The sequence below is a fragment of the Falsiroseomonas selenitidurans genome (genome assembly GCF_012103215.1).
In the GTDB taxonomy this organism is placed as follows: Bacteria; Pseudomonadota; Alphaproteobacteria; order Acetobacterales; family Acetobacteraceae; genus Falsiroseomonas; species Falsiroseomonas selenitidurans.
In genome coordinates this window covers 180367-196707 of the sequence record NZ_JAAVNE010000002.1, presented here as the reverse complement: position 1 = coordinate 196707, position 16341 = coordinate 180367, and the positions used below count along the sequence as shown (strand labels likewise).

The 16341-nt window shown below is 71.5% G+C and carries 18 protein-coding genes and 1 tRNA gene; 10 read left to right on the top strand and 9 right to left on the bottom strand.

Annotated features, from left to right (window positions below; genetic code table 11):
- Nucleotides 1–1440: an NAD(P)-dependent oxidoreductase gene (locus HEQ75_RS02485; RefSeq protein WP_168027329.1), complete on the bottom strand. Its 1440-nt coding sequence runs from the start codon at nucleotides 1438–1440 to the stop codon at nucleotides 1–3.
- A gap of 192 nt (nucleotides 1441–1632) precedes the next feature.
- Nucleotides 1633–2592, bottom strand: a complete 960-nt coding sequence (locus tag HEQ75_RS02480) for a complex I NDUFA9 subunit family protein (RefSeq protein WP_168027328.1) — start codon at nucleotides 2590–2592, stop codon at nucleotides 1633–1635.
- A gap of 168 nt (nucleotides 2593–2760) precedes the next feature.
- Here HEQ75_RS02480 and HEQ75_RS02475 point away from each other — a divergent pair.
- The 7 genes from HEQ75_RS02475 (at nucleotide 2761) to hpf (ending at nucleotide 8432) form a co-directional block, all read left to right on the top strand.
- Nucleotides 2761–2847: transfer RNA gene (locus HEQ75_RS02475), tRNA-Leu, on the top strand.
- Between the two features lie 50 nt (nucleotides 2848–2897).
- Complete coding sequence (locus tag HEQ75_RS02470) at nucleotides 2898–3521, top strand: ribonuclease D (protein ID WP_168027327.1); 624 nt, start codon at nucleotides 2898–2900, stop codon at nucleotides 3519–3521.
- A 226-nt stretch (nucleotides 3522–3747) separates the two neighbouring features.
- Nucleotides 3748–4374 (top strand): LPS export ABC transporter periplasmic protein LptC, encoded by a 627-nt coding sequence (gene lptC, locus HEQ75_RS02465; RefSeq protein ID WP_168027326.1) that lies wholly within the window; start codon nucleotides 3748–3750, stop codon nucleotides 4372–4374.
- Nucleotides 4371–5378 (top strand): LptA/OstA family protein, encoded by a 1008-nt coding sequence (locus HEQ75_RS02460; protein ID WP_168027325.1) that lies wholly within the window; start codon nucleotides 4371–4373, stop codon nucleotides 5376–5378. The genes lptC and HEQ75_RS02460 overlap by 4 nt, the downstream gene beginning before the upstream one ends.
- A complete protein-coding gene (gene lptB / locus HEQ75_RS02455) occupies nucleotides 5375–6226 on the top strand; it encodes an LPS export ABC transporter ATP-binding protein (protein ID WP_235961194.1) in 852 nt (283 codons plus the stop codon). Before HEQ75_RS02460 ends, lptB begins: the two co-directional genes overlap by 4 nt.
- Before the next feature lie 51 nt (nucleotides 6227–6277).
- The gene (gene rpoN / locus HEQ75_RS02450; protein ID WP_168027324.1) at nucleotides 6278–7762 is read left to right on the top strand and encodes an RNA polymerase factor sigma-54; all 1485 of its coding nucleotides are present in this window, start codon (nucleotides 6278–6280) and stop codon (nucleotides 7760–7762) included.
- A gap of 70 nt (nucleotides 7763–7832) precedes the next feature.
- Nucleotides 7833–8432 (top strand): ribosome hibernation-promoting factor, HPF/YfiA family, encoded by a 600-nt coding sequence (hpf, locus tag HEQ75_RS02445; RefSeq protein ID WP_168027323.1) that lies wholly within the window; start codon nucleotides 7833–7835, stop codon nucleotides 8430–8432.
- 49 nt (nucleotides 8433–8481) lie between these two features.
- On the opposite strand, the gene HEQ75_RS02440 is transcribed toward hpf, so the two are convergent.
- The 3 genes from HEQ75_RS02440 to HEQ75_RS02430 form a co-directional block, all read right to left on the bottom strand.
- Nucleotides 8482–8946, bottom strand: a complete 465-nt coding sequence (locus HEQ75_RS02440; protein ID WP_168027322.1) for a DUF4126 domain-containing protein — start codon at nucleotides 8944–8946, stop codon at nucleotides 8482–8484.
- Nucleotides 8947–9037: 91 nt separating this feature from the next.
- Nucleotides 9038–9292, bottom strand: coding sequence for a DUF1150 domain-containing protein (locus tag HEQ75_RS02435; protein ID WP_235961193.1), 255 nt, complete (start codon nucleotides 9290–9292; stop codon nucleotides 9038–9040).
- An 81-nt stretch (nucleotides 9293–9373) separates the two neighbouring features.
- The gene (locus tag HEQ75_RS02430) at nucleotides 9374–9844 is read right to left on the bottom strand and encodes an Hsp20 family protein (RefSeq protein WP_168027321.1); all 471 of its coding nucleotides are present in this window, start codon (nucleotides 9842–9844) and stop codon (nucleotides 9374–9376) included.
- A 218-nt stretch (nucleotides 9845–10062) separates the two neighbouring features.
- Between HEQ75_RS02430 and def the strand changes: the two genes are divergently transcribed.
- The 3 genes from def to truA are packed head-to-tail and all read left to right on the top strand — an operon-like array spanning nucleotide 10063 to nucleotide 12266.
- Nucleotides 10063–10596 (top strand): peptide deformylase, encoded by a 534-nt coding sequence (gene def / locus HEQ75_RS02425; protein WP_168027320.1) that lies wholly within the window; start codon nucleotides 10063–10065, stop codon nucleotides 10594–10596.
- Nucleotides 10597–10622: 26 nt separating this feature from the next.
- Complete coding sequence (gene fmt, locus HEQ75_RS02420; protein ID WP_168027386.1) at nucleotides 10623–11504, top strand: methionyl-tRNA formyltransferase; 882 nt, start codon at nucleotides 10623–10625, stop codon at nucleotides 11502–11504.
- Nucleotides 11505–12266 carry a tRNA pseudouridine(38-40) synthase TruA gene (gene truA / locus HEQ75_RS02415; protein ID WP_168027319.1) on the top strand — a complete coding sequence of 254 codons (762 nt, stop codon included), beginning with the start codon at nucleotides 11505–11507 and terminating at the stop codon, nucleotides 12264–12266.
- Between the two features lie 134 nt (nucleotides 12267–12400).
- Here truA and HEQ75_RS02410 read toward each other — a convergent pair whose 3' ends face one another.
- The 4 genes from HEQ75_RS02410 to dapD all read right to left on the bottom strand — a co-directional run bounded on the left by HEQ75_RS02410 (nucleotide 12401) and on the right by dapD (nucleotide 16201).
- Nucleotides 12401–13444, bottom strand: a complete 1044-nt coding sequence (locus tag HEQ75_RS02410; protein ID WP_168027318.1) for an Ldh family oxidoreductase — start codon at nucleotides 13442–13444, stop codon at nucleotides 12401–12403.
- Nucleotides 13445–13653: 209 nt separating this feature from the next.
- Complete coding sequence (locus tag HEQ75_RS02405; RefSeq protein ID WP_168027317.1) at nucleotides 13654–14238, bottom strand: hypothetical protein; 585 nt, start codon at nucleotides 14236–14238, stop codon at nucleotides 13654–13656.
- Between the two features lie 5 nt (nucleotides 14239–14243).
- On the bottom strand, nucleotides 14244–15362 hold the full coding sequence (dapE, locus tag HEQ75_RS02400) for a succinyl-diaminopimelate desuccinylase (protein ID WP_209318305.1): 1119 nt from the start codon (nucleotides 15360–15362) through the stop codon (nucleotides 14244–14246).
- 2 nt (nucleotides 15363–15364) lie between these two features.
- Entirely contained in the window at nucleotides 15365–16201 is an 837-nt protein-coding gene (gene dapD, locus HEQ75_RS02395) for a 2,3,4,5-tetrahydropyridine-2,6-dicarboxylate N-succinyltransferase (RefSeq protein WP_168027315.1), read from the bottom strand.
- Between the last annotated feature and the right edge of the window lie 140 nt (nucleotides 16202–16341).

Below are 16341 nucleotides of genomic sequence, written 5' to 3'. Positions count from 1 at the left end.
TCACTCCGCCGCCACGGCGAGCGCCGCGGTCTTCTGCTCGATGTAGTGGTGCATGGTCTCGGCCGCGTCGCGCCCGTCGCGGATCGCCCAGACCACCAGGGATGCGCCGCGCACGATGTCGCCGGCGGCGAAGACGCCCGGCAGCGCCGTCATCATGGTGCGGTGGTCCACCTTCAGCGTGCCCCAGCGCGTCACCGGCAGCGCCGGCTCGTTGAAGGCCTTGGGCAGGTCCTCCGGGTCGAAGCCCAGCGCCATGATGACGAGGTCGGCCGGCAGGTCGAAGCTGCTGCCCGGGATCGGCGCCACCTGCTGGCGGCCCGTCGCATCCGGCAGGCCGAGATGCATGCGCTGCGCCCGCACGGCGGTGACTGCGGCATCGCCCAGGAAGGCCTCCGGCGCGCCGAGCCATTCGAAGACAACGCCTTCCTCCTCGGCGTTGTACACCTCCCGCATCGAGCCGGGCATGTTGGCCTTGTCGCGGCGATAGAGGCAGGTGACGGAGGTGGCACCCTGGCGCACCGCGGTGCGGACGCAGTCCATCGCCGTGTCGCCGCCGCCGATCACCACCACGCGCTTGCCGGCGGCGTTCATCGTGCCGCTGGCCATGCCGGGCACATTCTCCCCGAGGCCGGCGCGGTTCGATGCCGTCAGGTAGTCCAGCGCCGGCACGATGCCGGGCAGGCCGATGCCGGGGGCGGCCATGTCGCGCGCCTTGTAGACGCCGGTCGCGATCAGCACCGCGTCATGCTTCACGCGCAGGTCTTCAAGCGTGATGTCTCGGCCCACTGCGACGTTCAGGTGGAACTGGATGCCGCCTTCCTCGAACTGCTTCCAGCGGCGCAGCACCACCTCCTTCTCCAGCTTGAAGTTGGGGATGCCGTAGATCATCAGCCCGCCGACGCGGTCGTAGCGGTCATAGACATGCACCTGGTAGCCGCGCATGCGCAGCCGCTCCGCCGCCGCCAGGCCGCCCGGGCCCGCGCCGATGATGCCCACGCTCTGCGCCAGTTCCCGCCGCGGCTTCGGCGCCTTGACCCAGCCATTCTCCCAGGCGGTGTCCGTGATGTACTTCTCGACCGACCCGATGGTGACGCTGCCGAAATCCTTCTCGATGACGCAGTTGCCCTCGCAGAGCCGGTCCTGCGGGCAGATGCGGCCGCAGATTTCAGGAAAAGTGTTGGTGGCGGCGGCGACCTCATAGGCCTCCTCCAGCCGCCCTTCCGCGGTCAGCTTCAGCCAGTCCGGGATGTTGTTGCTCAGCGGGCAGTGCACCTGGCAGAAGGGCACGCCGCACTGGCTGCAGCGGCTGGATTGCGCCGCCGCGGCCTGGGGCGCGAAATCCTGGTAGATCTCGGCGAAATCCTCGCGGCGCGCCGTGGCCGGCCGCTTGTCCGGCTGGTGCTGGTCGAGGCGCACGAATTGCAGCATCCGATCGGCCATGGCGGCACAACGCTCCACAGGGGGGAAGGCGCGGTGCGGCACCGCGCGGGGGGGGTCCTACACGACCTTCCCACGCGATGCGAGTCCGATTTAGGCAGATAGGACAGCTTTTCTGTCGTTCTATCCTGAAACTTCGACCGCCTGCCTAACAACCCCCACCCAGCCTCGCGCCAAACGGGCCGGATCGGCCCTTCAGGCCGCCACCACATCCCGGCGCCCGCCGCCGGGCCGGTAGCGTCGCAGGTAGCCCGGCACCACCGCCTCCACCGAATGCGGCGCGATGCCGAGCGCGGCCAGGCCGGGCTTGTCGGCTGCCGCCACATTGTCCTTCTGCAGCAGCAGCAACTGGTCGCGGGTCAGCGCCGGGTTGGGCAGCTTTTCCAGGAAGCCGGCCTGCAGCCGCATCAAGCCCATCGGCATCGCCACCATCCGCTTCGGCCGGCGCGTCGTGTCCAGGATGAAGCGCAGCACCTCTGCCATCGTCATCACCCGCGGGCCGCCCAGCTCATAGGTCAGCCCCTGCGCCTGATCCTGCACCAGCGCCGCCATCACCGCATCCGCCACATCCCCCACGAACACCGGCTGGAAGCGGGAGGCGCCGGAGACGACCGGCATGAAGGGCAGCAGCTGCGCCATGGCGGCGAAGCGGTTGAAGAACTGGTCCTCCGGCCCGAACACCACGGAAGGGCGCAGGATGGTGGCGCCCGGAAAGGCCGCCAGCACCGCCGCCTCCCCCTTTGCCTTGCTGCGCGCATACAGGCTTTCGCTGGCCGCATCGGCGCCGATGGCGGAGAGGTGCACCAGCCGCGCCACCCCGGCCGCCGCGGCGGCCTGCGCCACCAGGCCCGGGGCCTCGCCCTGCACCCGGTCGAAATCCCCGGCGCGGCGCTCATGCAGGATGCCCACCAGGTTCACCACCACATCGGCCCCCTGCACGGCACGCGCCAGCGCAGGGGCGTCGGTGACGGAAACCTGCAGCGGCACGATCTGCCCGACCCGGCCCTGGGTGGTCAGGAAGCGGGTGCCGGCCGGGTTGCGGGTGGCCACCCGCACCACATAGCCCTGCGCCGCCAGGCGCTGCACCACGTAGCGGCCGATGAAGCCGGCACCACCGAACACCGTGGCCACCCTGCGATCCTGCCCCACCTGCATGTCACCCGCTCCTCGACCCATCGGTGCCGGACCATATGGGGGCGCCCGGGCGGCGCCAAGCGCGGCGGCGAACTTCCTGTCACGCCAATGCAGGAAACCGTGCGGCCCCCGCTTGACGGGGACCAGCCCCCCCCGTAAATCCCCGCCACGTCACACAGACGCCCCATTGCCCAGGTGGCGGAATTGGTAGACGCGCTGGCTTCAGGTGCCAGTGACCGCAAGGTCGTGAAGGTTCGAGTCCTTTCCTGGGCACCACCGATCGGGATCAGCATGGCGTGGGTTCCACCCTCTTCACCCGGGGCGCCATGATCCGCCTTCACAAGCACGACCTCCCGGACGGCATCGACTTCGGCCCTGCCGTTGCCATCGATACCGAGACCATGGGCCTCGACCCGCGGCGCGACCGGCTTTGCCTCGTGCAGCTTTCCGCCGGCGACGGCACCGCCCATTGCGTGCAGATCCAGCCCACCCGTCTCGGCGGCCATGGCGCGGATTGCCCGAACCTCAAGCGCCTGCTGGCCGACCCGGCGGTGCTGAAGATCTTCCACTTCGCCCGTTTCGACGTCGCCGCGCTGTACAACGCGCTGGGCGTCGTTGTGGCCCCGGTGGTCTGCACCAAGATCGCCTCCAAGCTGGTTCGCACCTATACGGACCGGCACGGGCTGAAGGATCTGTGCCGCGACCTGCTCGGCGTGGATCTGTCCAAGCAGCAGCAATCCAGCGACTGGGGCGCTTCGGAGCTGACGTCGGAGCAGCTGGCCTATGCGGCGTCGGACGTGCTGCACCTGCATGCGCTTTGGGCAAGGCTGAAGGCATTGCTGGAACGCGAGGGCCGCCTGGACATCGCCGAGGCCTGCTACCACTTCCTGCCGATGCGCGGCAGGCTGGACCTTCTCGGCTACGAAGACCCGGACATCTTCGCGCATTAGCAACCAGCAGTGCGGAAAGCTGCCAGAAACTTGACCGCAGCGCAAAGCCGTTTCGGCATCCTGGCGCCGCCTTGGCACGAATCTTGTCCGCCGGGCACCATGGCCGCATCTGCGCGTTGACCCTCCGCTTCGCGAGGCCCATAGAAACGCCGTGAGACTGCCGCCGCCCATCTCCGTCCGCCCCAGCGCCACACCGGGCACGGCCATCCGCGCGCCGGCTCGGCGCATGTTGGCGCCATCCCGCGAACGCCGCGCGCCCAGCGCCGGGCAGTTGGCGCGCCGCCGTATCCTGGTCGCTGTCGCCAAGCGGATGCTGCCGCTGGCGGCCGTGGGCCTGCTGGCCGCCGTGGCGCTCTGGCCGGAATTCGACGGCGCCGCGGAGCGTGGCCGCGTCGCCTTCCGCCGCGTCACCCAGGCGGTGCCGGAGGCGCTGCGCATCGTGGACCCGCGCTACCAGGGCGTGGATGAGCAGAATCGGCCCTATACCGTCACCGCCAGCGTCGCCACCCAGGGTGGAGACGAGGAGGTGGTGGTGCTGGACGCGCCGCGCGCCGACCTGCTGATGGCCGACCAGGCCTGGGTCTATCTGGAATCGCGCAAGGGCCGCTTCGACCGCCCGACCAACAAGCTGGATCTCGCCGGGCAGGTGACGGTGCATCACGACGACGGCACGCAGTTCGTGACCGAGAGCGCGGCCATCGACCTGCGCGCCGGCAATGCCTCCGGCGATGAACCGGTGGCGGCGCAGGGCCCCTTCGGCACGCTGACGGCGCAGGGCTTCCGCCTGTATGAGCGCGGCCAGGTGGTGGTCTTCACCGGCCAGTCCCGTGTGGTGCTGGAGGGCGCACGATGAGTCGCCTTCTGCCCGCCATCCTGCTTCTGGCGGCCCTCGCCCGCCCCGGCGCCGCCCCGGCGCAAAGCCTGGACCTGAACCAGGGCGGGCCGGTGGAGATCACCGCCTCGGATGGCATCGAGTGGCGCCAGCAGGAACAGGTGGTGATCGCCCGTGGCGCCGCCCGCGCGCTGCGCGACGGCGTGGCGGTGGACGCCGACCGGCTGATCGCGCGCTATCGCCCCCGCGGCGGCGCCGGCGCGCAACCCGCCGCCACGCCGGGCGAAAGCCCGCTTTCCGGCGGCGAGATCTGGCGGCTGGAGGCCGAGGGCAGCGTCCGCGTCACCTCCGCCACCGAAACCGCGGAGGGGGAGCGCGCGGTCTATGACATGGACCAGGCGGTGATGGTGCTGTCCGGCCGCGGCCTGTCGCTGACCACGCCGGAACAGCGGATCACGGCGCGCGACAGCCTGGAATACTGGCCCCAGCGCCGCATGGCGGTGGCCCGCGGCAATGCGCTGGTGGTGACCAGCGACAACCGCCGCATCGCCGCGGAAACGCTGGTGGCCTATTTCCTGGACGCCCCGACCGAGGGCGCGCCGGCGCGCGCCCCTGCCCCGGCGCCCGCCCCCGCCCCTGGCGCCCGCCCGCCCATCGCCGGCCTGCCGGGCGCCGACGAGGGCAGCCGGATCGACCGGGTGGAAGCCTATGGCAATGTCGAGATCCGCACGGCGGATGAGGTGGTCCGCGGCGCACGCGGCGTCTACAGCCCGCATACCGGGCTGGCCCGGCTGGTGGGTGGCGTGCGTATCACCCGTGGAGAGAACCAGTTGAACGGCCAGGAAGCCATCGTCAACCTGCGCACCGGCGTCTCGCGCCTTGTCTCCGCGCCCGGGGCGCGGGTGCAGGGGCTGGTGGTGCCGGGCCAGCAGCAGCCGAACCAGGCGGCGGTGCCGCCGGCCGGCCGCCCCGCCCCGCGCAACCCCGGCAGCCCGCCGCCGCGCGGCCAGGCACCCGCCCGATGAACACGCCCGGACGCCCGGACCAGCTGCGGCCCGACCCGGCCCGCGCCGACCAGTCGCGCCCCGATGGACGCCCCGATGGGCGACCGGACATCGCCCGTGGCGGGCCGGTCCGGCTCGCGGCGCAGAACAACGGCCTGGTCGCGACCGGCCTCGGCAAGCGCTACAAGAAGCGGCCGGTGGTGCGCAACGTCTCCATCAACCTGCGGCGGGGGGAGGCGGTGGGCCTGCTCGGCCCCAACGGCGCCGGCAAGACCACCACCTTCTACATGATCACCGGCCTGGTGCAGCCCGATGAGGGCACCGTCACCATGGATGGGCACGACGTCACCTTCCTGCCCATGTACCGCCGCGCCCGCCTCGGCCTCGGCTACCTGCCGCAGGAAGCCTCGATCTTCCGCGGCCTGTCGGTGGAGGACAATATCCGCGCGGCGCTGGAGGTGGTGGAGCCGGTGCGCGACCGGCGGGAGCAGATGCTGGACAGCCTGCTGGCCGAATTCGGCATCGGCCATCTGCGCCGCGCCCCCGCCCTGGCGCTGTCGGGTGGCGAGCGGCGACGCTGCGAGATCGCCCGCGCCCTGGCCACCCAGCCCAGCTACATCCTGCTGGACGAACCCCTGGCCGGCATCGATCCCATCGCGGTGGGCGAGATTCGCGACCTGGTCAAGCACCTGAAGGACCGTGGGATCGGCGTGCTGATCACCGACCACAATGTGCGCGAGACGCTGGAGATCATCGACCGAGCCTACATCCTGCACGAGGGCCAGGTGCTGATGGAGGGCAACCCGCGCGACATCGTCGCGCATGAGGGTGTGCGGCGGGTCTATCTCGGCGAAAGATTTTCGCTCTAGGCTGGCCCGGATGAACAGGGCTGCGCATCGCCGGGTTGGGGATTAGGGGCCGTGGCGCTGGGCCCTCGGCTGGACCTGCGGCAATCGCAGTCGCTGGTGATGACGCCGCAGCTGCGGCAGGCCATCAAGCTGCTGCAGTCCAGCAACGTGGAAGTCACCGCCTTCGTCGAGGAGGAGCTGGAGCGCAACCCGCTGCTGGAGCGCGACGAGCGCCCGGAGCCGCGGACCGCCGCCGATGAACGCGCCCCGGAGGCGGCGCCGGCGGAGCCGCTGGACGCCCATGCCGCCGCCACCTCCACCGACCTGCCGACGGAAGGCGCGGCGCCGCTCGATGCCGATTGGGGCAATGTCTATGACGGCGAGGGCGGCGGCTACGCCGAATCCGGCGGCCGCGGCGGCCGTGCCGATTTCGACGAGAGCCTGTCCGACATCGAGGATCTGGCCGATGGCCGCAAATCCCTGCGCGAGCATCTGGGCGAACAGGTCCGCCTGACCTTCGGCGATGCGCGGGAGAGGCTGATCGCGGCGCAGATGCTGGCGCTGGTGGACCCGGCCGGGCGGCTCGCCATCACCGATGCGCAGATCGCCACCGCCATGGGCTGCCCGGAAGCGCAGGTGGCCGCGGTGCGGGCACGGCTGCAGCGGCTGGATCCCGTCGGCATGTTCTGCCGCGACCTGCGCGAATGCCTGGCGGTGCAGCTGGCGGACCGCAACCGGCTGGACCCCTGCATGGACCGGCTGCTGGACAATCTGGAGATGCTGGCCCGGCGCGACCTGCGTGGGCTGATGCGGGTCTGCGAGGTGGACCAGGAAGACCTGACGGAGATGGTGGCGGAGCTGCGCCGGCTGGACCCCAAGCCGGGGGCAAGCTTCGACGCGCCGCCGGCCATGGCGGTGGTGCCGGACGTGCTGATGCGCCGGATGCCGGATGGCGGCTGGGCGGTGGAGCTGAACCCGGAGACGCTGCCGCGCATCCTGGTCAACCGCGGCTTCCATGCGCGCGCCGTGGTGGGCGCCAAGTCGCGCGACGACAAGGCCTTCATCGCCGACCGCCTGCAATCCGCCACCTGGCTCGTCAAATCGCTGGAGCAGCGGGCCAACACCATCCTGAAGGTGGCCGCCGAGATCGTGCGGCGGCAGGACGGCTTCTTCCGCCACGGAGTCGCGCATCTGCGGCCGCTGATCCTGCGCGACGTTGCCGAATATGTCGCGATGCATGAAAGCACCGTGAGCCGCGTCACCGCCAATAAATACATCGCGACGCCGCGCGGGACCTTCGAGCTTAAGTATTTCTTCACCACTGCCATCGCCGGAACCCTGGGTGGCGAGGCGCATTCGGCCGAGGCGGTGCGTTTCCGCATCCGCGAGATGATCGGCGCCGAAACCTGCGCGGATGTGCTCTCCGACGACGCGATCGTCGAGCGTCTGCGCAAGGAGGGAGTGGACATTGCCCGCCGAACGGTGGCCAAATACCGGGAGGCGCTGCGCATTCCCTCATCGGTGCAGCGCAAGCGGGAGAAGGCCGTCCCGGCCTGATCCGCGGCGCGATTCCGCCGCCTTCCCCCGGGCGCGGCCTTCCCCATAGCGGAGAAGGAGCCAGGCTCTCATGCACATCACTGTCGCAGGCAAGCAGGTCGAAACCGGCGAGGCGCTGAAGACGCATGTCCGGGATGGGTTGAACACGATATCCCGCAAGTATTTCGACCATGCCGTGGAAGCAAACGTCACCTTCAGCCGCGACGCCAAGGGTCATGCCTTTCTCTGCGACATCAACCTGAAGGCCGGCCGCAACCTGTTCCTGCGCGGCGAGGGCGAGGGCGCCGATGCGCATCGCGCCTTCGAGGTGGCGGCGGAACACGTCGCCAAGCGCCTGCGGCGCTACCGCCGCCGCATGAACGACCACGCCCGCAGCCTGGCCGGCGAACGCGAGCCGGAGGTGGCGGAGGTCGCCCGCCAGGTGGTGCTGCGGCAGGAGGAGGAGGAGGAAACGCCCGACCCGATGCTGGAGGATGTCGGCGACAACCCCGCCGTGGTGGCCGAGACCCCGGCCGAGATCCACCGCCTGACGGTGGGCGAGGCGGTGATGCGCATGGATCTGGCGCATGTGCCGGTGCTGATGTTCCGCAACCGCGCGACCAACGGGCTGAACGTGGTCTATCGCCGCGGCGACGGGAATATCGGATGGATCGACCCGAAGACCGCCTGAGGCAGACCCGGCTGAGAACAAGGGCAGCTGCCCGATGCCCCCGTCCGGGTCATCGGGCAGCCAGCCGGTCCAGGTTGCACAGGATGGCCACGGCGCCGGCGACCACCATGACGTCTTCCACCAGGCCGGTCCGCTTCCGGCCATGGCGCCGCATGGTGGCGATGCGTCCGTGCCAGCCGGGGTAGGAAGCGGCGACGGCCGTTGCACCCGCCAGCGCGGCGGCACCCCATCGCTGTCGGCGTGGCGCCAGCGCGGCGCCCGCAATGGCACAGGCGACGAAGCGCGTAGCCAGCCCGACCGGCACGATCCGGTCGGGCGCCGACTTCATCTTGTCGCCGGCCAGTTCGGCCGCCGCCAGGGCCATGCTGCCGCCCACCACCAGCGGATGGCCGAGGAAGGGCGGCCCGCCATGGTCCGCCGGCAGATCGCCGCGCGCGGCGGCCACGGAGACGGCGGCGAGCGGCGTCATACCGCGCTGCCCACCGACCAGGGCCATCAGGAAGGAGGCGAGCATGGCGTGATCCCCGATCAGCTTCCGGGGCAAACTCCCGCCCCGGGCCTGGGTTCCACGACAGGGTGGCGCGGCGCCGGGCGCGGCGGCGCGCTCAATGCACCAGCATCGGCTCCATGTCGTGCTGGCGGATCGCGGCCGCCGCCAGATTTGCGTCAGGCGCCGCGCCGATCGGGGTGCCGTCAGCGGCATGGATCGAAAAGGCCAGCGCGCCGTTCAGCAGCACGGGGCGAAGATAGGCCACCTCATCGGCGCCGAGCCGGGCGAAATCGCGGTTCGACAGGCTGCGCAGGGTAGAACGGCTCAGGTGCATGCGGCCCTCTTCGGCGCCGCCTTCGAAGTCGGACATGGTATTCTCCTTCCGGCGCGGCCGGCATGGCCCGCGCCCTTCAACGCTCGAATCGCTGCCCCGGGACTGCCGGGACAGGCCTCAACCCTCCTTGACGCGTCCCTCGCCCACCTGGCCCACCACCGGGCGCTGCGGACCATTGCCGCGGGTGGCGATCTGGATGGTCTTGACCCGCACCTCCGGCACCGGGCGGCGCAGATCCACATGCAGCAGGCCATTGTCCAGCCAGGCGCCTTCCACCTCGATGCCTTCGGCCAGCACGAAGGCGCGCTGGAACTGCCGCGCGGCGATGCCGCGATGCAGGAAGATCCGCCCCTCCGAATCATCCCGCTGGCGGCCACGAATCACCAGCTGGTTGTCCTCCTGCGTGATCTGCAGGTCGTCCATCGAGAAGCCGGCAACCGCCAGCGTGATGCGCAGCCGCGTCTCGGCTGTCTGCTCGATGTTGTAGGGGGGGTAGCCGTCGGCGCTTTTCTGCACCCGGTCGAGCATCTGCTCGAGATGGTCGAAGCCGAGGAACAGCGGCGAGCCGAACAGGGATGAACGCGACATTCGTTTAACGGTGCCTCCTCGCTCAGGAGCGAAGCCGAGTGGTGCGGGGCCCGAAGGCACCCCGCGAGACGCAATTTTGGCGGTGGCGCGGGCGGTTGCAAGGGGGGCAAGGTCGCGGCCGCCGATGCGGGGAGCGTTGCCAAGGGGGTGGTTCGGCTCTACCTCTCCCGCCCCTGATGCGCCCCCGATGGCCGCGCCCCTCCGGCCGAGCGACCGATATGACCCCCGAACCCGACCTGCTGCCCATCCTGTTCGTCCCCGACCCCCGGCTGCGCGCCAAGGCCAAGCCCGTCGCGGCGGACGACCCGCGCATCGGCGACCTCTCCGCCCGCATGCTCGCCACCATGTACAAGGCCCCCGGCATCGGCCTGGCGGCGCCGCAGGTGGGTGAGATGCTACGCCTTGTGGTGCTGGACCTGCACGAGAACGACACCCCCGCGCCCATGGTGCTGGTGAACCCGGAGGTGGTGGCCAGCAGCGCGGAGACCGCGGTGCGGGAGGAAGGCTGCCTCTCCCTGCCCGGGCAGTATGCCGAGGTGACGCGCCCGGCCCGGGTGAAGGTGCGCTACCGCGACCTGACCGGCGCGAAGCGGGAGATCGAGGGCGACGGCCTGCTGGCCGCCTGCCTGCAGCACGAAATCGACCACCTCGACGGGGTGCTGTTCGTCGACCACATCTCGGCGCTGAAGCGCAACATGCTGCTGCGCAAGCTGGCCAAGGAGCTGAAGCTGAAGGCGCAGGAGAAGGCGTGACAGGCCGGCCGCTCCGCCTGGCCTTCATGGGCAGCCCCGATTTCAGCGTCCCGGCGCTGCGGGCGTTGCACCTGGCGGGGCATGAGATCGCGGCGGTCTACACCCAGCCGCCGAAACCCGCCGGGCGCGGCCAGAAGGAGACCCCCTGCCCCGTGCATCGCGCGGCGCTGGAGCTGGGGCTCGCGGTCCGCACGCCGGCCCGGGTGCGGCGGGATGCGGCGGAGCATGTGGCCTTCGCGGCGCTGGATCTCGATGTGGCGGTGGTCGCGGCCTATGGGCTTATCCTGCCGCCGGCGATGCTGGCGGCACCAAGGCGCGGCTGCCTGAACATCCATGCCTCCCTGCTGCCGCGCTGGCGCGGCGCCGGGCCGATCCAGGCGGCGATCCTGGCGGGCGACTCCGAATCCGGCATCACCATCATGCAGATGGAGGAAGGGCTCGATACCGGCCCGATGCTGCTGGCGGAGGCCACGCCGATCGGCCCCCGCACCACCACACCGGCGCTGCACGACGCGCTGGCCGAGATCGGCGCCCGGCTGATCCTGCGCGCGCTGACGGAAAACCCGCCCGCCACGCCGCAGCCGGAGGCGGGCGTCACCTACGCGCCGAAACTCTCCAAGGCGGATGGGCGGCTGGACTGGACGCAGCCGGCGGAGGCGCTGGACCGCCGCATCCGCGCCCTGACCCCCTGGCCCGGCTGCTTCTTCCAGGCCGGGGAGGAGGTTCTGCGCGTGCACGAAGCGGAACCCGTGGCCGGCGAGGGTCCCCCCGGCACGCTCCTTGCCCCGGATACGGTCGCCTGCGGCCAGGGCGCGCTGCGCCTGCTGCGCCTGCAACGCCCCGGCCGTGCCGCCATGCCCACCGCCGACCTGCTGCGCGGCTTCAGCCTGCCCGCGCCGCTGCCATAGATGCCGCGCTACGCGCTGCTGCTGGAATATGACGGCACGAATTTCTGCGGCTGGCAGCGCCAGGGCGACCTGCCCAGCGTCCAGAAGCTGCTGGAGGAAGCGGCCGCGCCGCTGAACCAGGGCGTGCTGCCCACCGCCACCGCCTCGGGCCGCACCGATGCCGGGGTGCATGCCGAAGGCGCCGTGGCGGATATCGAGCTGGCGCTGGACCTGCCGCCGGCGCGGGTGCGGGATGCGATCAATTTCCGCACCCAGCCGCAGCCGGTGGTGGTGCTGGCGGCGGCCCGAGTGGCGCCGGACTGGTCCGCGCGCTTCGACTGCCTCGGCCGCGGCTACCGCTACCGCATCCTCAACCGCCCTGCCCGTCCGGCGCTGGAGGCAACGAAGCTGTGGCATGTGAAGCGCCGGCTGGATGCGGCAGCGATGCACGCGGCGGCGCAGCTGCTGCTGGGCCGGCACGATTTCTCCGCCTATCGCGCCGCCGCCTGCCAGGCGAAGTCGCCTGTCCGCACGCTGGACCGGCTGGATGTGGCCCGGCTGGGGGAGGAAGTGCACATCATCGCCGAGGCCCGCAGCTTCCTGCACCACCAGGTCCGCAACCTGGTGGGCACGCTGGTCGAGGTGGGCCAGGGCCGCCGCCCCGTCACCTGGCCCCGCCAGGTGCTGGAGGGGCTGGACCGCGGCAAGGCCGGCCAGACGGCGCCGCCGGACGGGCTGGTGTTCCGGTTTGCCCGGTATGAGCCGGCGCCGGCCTGGGGCTGACGCCAAATCCCCGTGACGGAACCTGCGCCCGCCGCAGGCCGGCGAGCGGCCGGACGGCCGCCGCGCCAGGTGGCGCGCTGCCAAGCCGGCGATTGAGACGGTGCTGGGTGACGAGCACCGGAAGCTGGCATGAGCTACCCCGCCGCGGGCAGTTCCAGCTCGAAGCGCTGCGCCAGCCTCGCCAGGGCGGGCGGGATGGCCGGGTGCAGCGCCACGCCTTCCGCCATCGCCTGCGCCCGGCGGGCCATGGCGCGCTCGCCCGGCAGGCGCGGCGCCTCGCCGCCCGGCTTCGGCGGGTTGGCGTGCACGGCATCCGCCATCCACCCCGTCTCCCGCAGGAAGGCGGCGGTGCCGCCGAAACGGGCCGGGTCGATCACCATCACCAGCACCGAAGCGCCCCAGCCGGTCGGTGCGTCGGCGCGGCCATGGCCGGCCAGCGCGCTGGTCAGCACCTCGATCAGCAGGCCCAGCGCAAAGCCCTTGTGGCCTGCCTCCACCCCGCCCAGCGGCATCAGCGTGCCATCGGCCCAGAAGGCATTGGGGTCGCGGGTCGGCGTGCCCTGCGCGTCCAGCAGCACCTCATGGTCGAACAGCTGGCCCTCCGCGCGCTTGCGGCCGGTCATCCCGTTGGTGGTGACGGACATGGAGACGTCGATCAGCACCGGCCCGGCCGGCGTCGGCCAGGCGGCGGCCAGCGGGTTCGGCGTGTAGAGGCGCCGCGTGCCGCCCCAGGGCGCGACGGACCCCGTCGCCGGGTCCGAACAGGTCAGCAGCAGCATCCGCCCGGCGGCGGCCACCGGCGGGCCATAGGCGGCGAGGCAGCCGATATGGTGGCAGCGGCCGATGCTGACCACGCCGATGCCCAGGCTGGCGGAAGCGGCCTCCGCCTCGCCGATCGCGCGGCGCACCAGCCAGGGGCCCGGCAGCTTGCGGCCATCCCAGGTCTGCGCGACGGCGGTGGCGGAGACCACCTCCGGCTCCCCGCTGCCGCGCATGTCGCCGGAGAGCAGCGCGTCGAGATAGGGCGTCAGCAGCGCCAGGCCATGCGTGTCGTGGCCCATCAGGTCGCCCTCGAGCAGCACCTCGGCCACCGCGCGCGCCTTCTCCGGCTCCAGCCCCGCCGCGGCGCAGGCCTGCGTGGCGAAGTGGCGCAGCGCGCCAACCTGATAGCGAGCCATTTCCGTCTCCTCCCCGAATTATTTTTGCCCGGCCGGCGACCCGGCCGAGATCCTGCTTGCGATGCCGGCCAAAGCCATATGCGTTCAGGCGAATGCAGCTCGTGCTCTCGAGCAATTTCAAGCCTTGCGGCTTCGCAAGGCGACTCGGAAAATGCATCGAAACAATAAGCTGGAGCTGTTTCACCGTCTTCGCCTGCGGTGAAACGGCTCTAGCCGGCCGAGATCCGGTGCACGATGCCGGCGATGAACAGGCCGAGCACCAGTTCCAGCACCACCAGCCCGGTGGCGCGCCAGCCCGAAATGCCCAGCGCCACGCGCGCCACGAACCATTCGAGCCAGAGCGAATAGCCGACCACCGCCAGGGTCAGGCCTTGCGCCAGCACCCCCGTCAGCCCGAGCAGCAGCGGCACCGCCAGCAGGATCTGCGCCAGGTACTGCACCACGCTGATCCAGTTCCAGGCCGACAGGAAGCGCGGATACAGCGCCGCACGGCCCCAGCCCTGCAGCATCGGCAGGCAGACCAGGGCGAACAGCACCCAGCCGAAGACATAGCCGATCAGCTCCGCCGCCAGCGGCCGGGCCAGCGCCTCCGGCCCGCCCATCTCGGCCCAGGACAGCAGGCGCAGCGCCAGGAAGGCCGGCAGGCAGATCAGCGCCGCCACGAAGGACCGCAGCGCGCCTTCGGGCGAGGCCTCCACCAGCGCCATGCCCTCGGCGCGCCCGCGGCCGAGCAGGACGGCGCCGAGCACGCCGGCGGCCATCACGCGGCGCCAGGGCGGCGGCGGGGGGACCACGCCGCTCAGCCCTGCACCTCCTCGATCACGCGGGCATAGAGCCGGGCCAGCGCCCGCAGCTCCGCCACCGGCGTGCTTTCATCCACCTGGTGCATGGTGGCGCCCACCGCGCCCAGTTCCGCCACCGGGCAGTGGCGGGCGATGAAGCGCGCATCCGACGTGCCGCCGCCCGTATCCAGCTTCGGCGCCAGCCCGCATTCAGCCTGCACCGCCCGCTCCAGCGCCGCCACGAAGGGGCCGGGCCGGGTCAGGAAGCTCTCGCCGGAGCAGGACACCTCCAGCGTGTGCCGCGGTGCCTCCCGCGCCAGCACGTCGCGCAGAAGCGCGGTCAGGCTGGCTTCCGTGTGCCGGTCGTTGAAGCGGATGTTCAGCCGCGCGGTGGCGCTGGGCGGGATGACATTGGTCGCCGGATTGCCGACATCGACGCTGGTGACCTGCAGCGTGGAGGGCTCGAAGAACGCGGTGCCCTGGTCCAGCGGTTCCGCCGTCAGCGCCGCCAGGGCGCGCACCAGCCGGTGCACCGGGTTGTCGGCGCGCTGCGGATAGGCGCTGTGGCCCTGGGTGCCGTGCACCGTGATGGCGGCGTTCAGGCTGCCGCGGCGACCGACCTTGATGGTGTCGCCCAGCGCCACCTTGCTGGTGGGCTCCCCCACCACGCAGCAATCCGGCACCAGGTCCTGCGCCGCCAGCCAGCCGAGCACCTTCACCGTGCCATCCACCGCAGGGCCTTCCTCATCCCCGGTGATGAGCAGCGAGAGCATGCCCGGCAGCCCCGGCCGGCGGTCCAGCACCGTTGCCACGGCGGCGACCCAGGCGGCGACGCCGCCCTTCATGTCGGTGGCGCCGCGGCCCATCAACCGGCCGTCGCGCACTTCGCCGCCGAAGGGATCGACGCTCCACCCCGCATCGCCCGCCGGCACCACGTCGGTGTGCCCGGCGAACATCAGGTGCGGCGCGCCCTGGCCGCGGATGGCGAACAGGTTCTCCACCGCCCCGAAGCGCAGCCGGTGGCAGGCAAAGCCCAGCGGCGCCAGCGCCGCCTCCAGCACCGCCAGCGCGCCATCATCGGCGGGGGTGACGGAGCGGCAGCGGATCAGCGCCTGCGCCAGGGGGAGCGGGTCCAAGGTCAATCCCGCAGAAGTTCGTTGATCGAGGTCTTGGCGCGGGTCTGCGCATCCACCCGCTTCACGATCACGGCGCAGTACAGGCTCGGCCCCGGCGTGCCATCCGGCAGCGCCCTGCCCGGCAGGCTGCCCGGCACCACCACGGAATAGGCCGGCACGCGTCCCACAAAGACCTCGCCCGTCGCGCGGTCGATGATCTTCGTGGAGGCGCCGAGGAACACGCCCATGGACAGCACGCTGCCGCGCTCCACGATCACGCCTTCCGCGACTTCGGAGCGCGCGCCGACGAAGCACTCATCCTCGATCACCACCGGGTTGGCCTGCAGCGGCTCCAGCACCCCGCCGATGCCGGCGCCGCCGGAGATGTGGCAGTTCTTCCCGATCTGGGCGCAGGAGCCGATGGTGGCCCAGGTGTCCACCATGGTGCCGGAATCGACATAGGCACCGAGGTTCACGAAGGACGGCATCAGCACCACGCCCGGCGCGATGAAGGCGGAGCGGCGGACGATGGCGCCGGGCACGGCGCGGAAGCCGGCCTCCTTGAAGCGGTTGGCGCCCCAGTCGGCGAATTTCAGCGGCACCTTGTCATAGGCGCCGGTGCCGACATCCATCGGCGCGCTGTCGGTCAGGCGGAAGGACAGCAGCACGGCCTGCTTCAGCCACTGGTTCACCGTCCAGCCGGCCTCGCCCGGGGCGGCGACGCGGGCCTGGCCGGAATCCAGCAGTTCCAGCGCCTGTTCCACCGCGGCGCGGTCCTCGCCCTGGGTCTGCGCGTTCAGCGTGTCCCGGCGGTCCCAGAGCGCCTCGATCTGGCCCTTCAGGCGCGTCGTCGTGTCCATGATGTGCGGTCTGTCCTGGCTGCGGGGGGGCGGCGCGGCGGCACCTTGCGCGGCGGACCATGCCTAGCGGGCGGCGAGGCTGTCAACGCGGGGACAGGTGGGGCACTGCGCTAACCGCGCCTTCACCGGCCGGCGGCATA

Bases quoted from the DNA above. Each gene is read 5' to 3' on its own strand.
- HEQ75_RS02435 (WP_235961193.1), bottom strand. From the start codon at position 9,292: ATGTCCGACTTCGAAGGCGGCGCCGAAGAGGGCCGCATGCACCTGAGC.
- lptB (WP_235961194.1), top strand. From the start codon at position 5,375: ATGAACACGCCCGGACGCCCGGACCAGCTGCGGCCCGACCCGGCCCGC.
- HEQ75_RS02485 (WP_168027329.1), bottom strand. From the start codon at position 1,440: ATGGCCGATCGGATGCTGCAATTCGTGCGCCTCGACCAGCACCAGCCG.
- HEQ75_RS02440 (WP_168027322.1), bottom strand. From the start codon at position 8,946: ATGCTCGCCTCCTTCCTGATGGCCCTGGTCGGTGGGCAGCGCGGTATG.
- lptC (WP_168027326.1), top strand. From the start codon at position 3,748: ATGTTGGCGCCATCCCGCGAACGCCGCGCGCCCAGCGCCGGGCAGTTG.
- hpf (WP_168027323.1), top strand. From the start codon at position 7,833: ATGCACATCACTGTCGCAGGCAAGCAGGTCGAAACCGGCGAGGCGCTG.
- HEQ75_RS02410 (WP_168027318.1), bottom strand. From the start codon at position 13,444: ATGGCTCGCTATCAGGTTGGCGCGCTGCGCCACTTCGCCACGCAGGCC.
- HEQ75_RS02470 (WP_168027327.1), top strand. From the start codon at position 2,898: ATGATCCGCCTTCACAAGCACGACCTCCCGGACGGCATCGACTTCGGC.
- def (WP_168027320.1), top strand. From the start codon at position 10,063: ATGACCCCCGAACCCGACCTGCTGCCCATCCTGTTCGTCCCCGACCCC.
- dapD (WP_168027315.1), bottom strand. From the start codon at position 16,201: ATGGACACGACGACGCGCCTGAAGGGCCAGATCGAGGCGCTCTGGGAC.
- truA (WP_168027319.1), top strand. From the start codon at position 11,505: ATGCCGCGCTACGCGCTGCTGCTGGAATATGACGGCACGAATTTCTGC.
- HEQ75_RS02460 (WP_168027325.1), top strand. From the start codon at position 4,371: ATGAGTCGCCTTCTGCCCGCCATCCTGCTTCTGGCGGCCCTCGCCCGC.
- HEQ75_RS02430 (WP_168027321.1), bottom strand. From the start codon at position 9,844: ATGTCGCGTTCATCCCTGTTCGGCTCGCCGCTGTTCCTCGGCTTCGAC.
- HEQ75_RS02480 (WP_168027328.1), bottom strand. From the start codon at position 2,592: ATGCAGGTGGGGCAGGATCGCAGGGTGGCCACGGTGTTCGGTGGTGCC.
- fmt (WP_168027386.1), top strand. From the start codon at position 10,623: ATGGGCAGCCCCGATTTCAGCGTCCCGGCGCTGCGGGCGTTGCACCTG.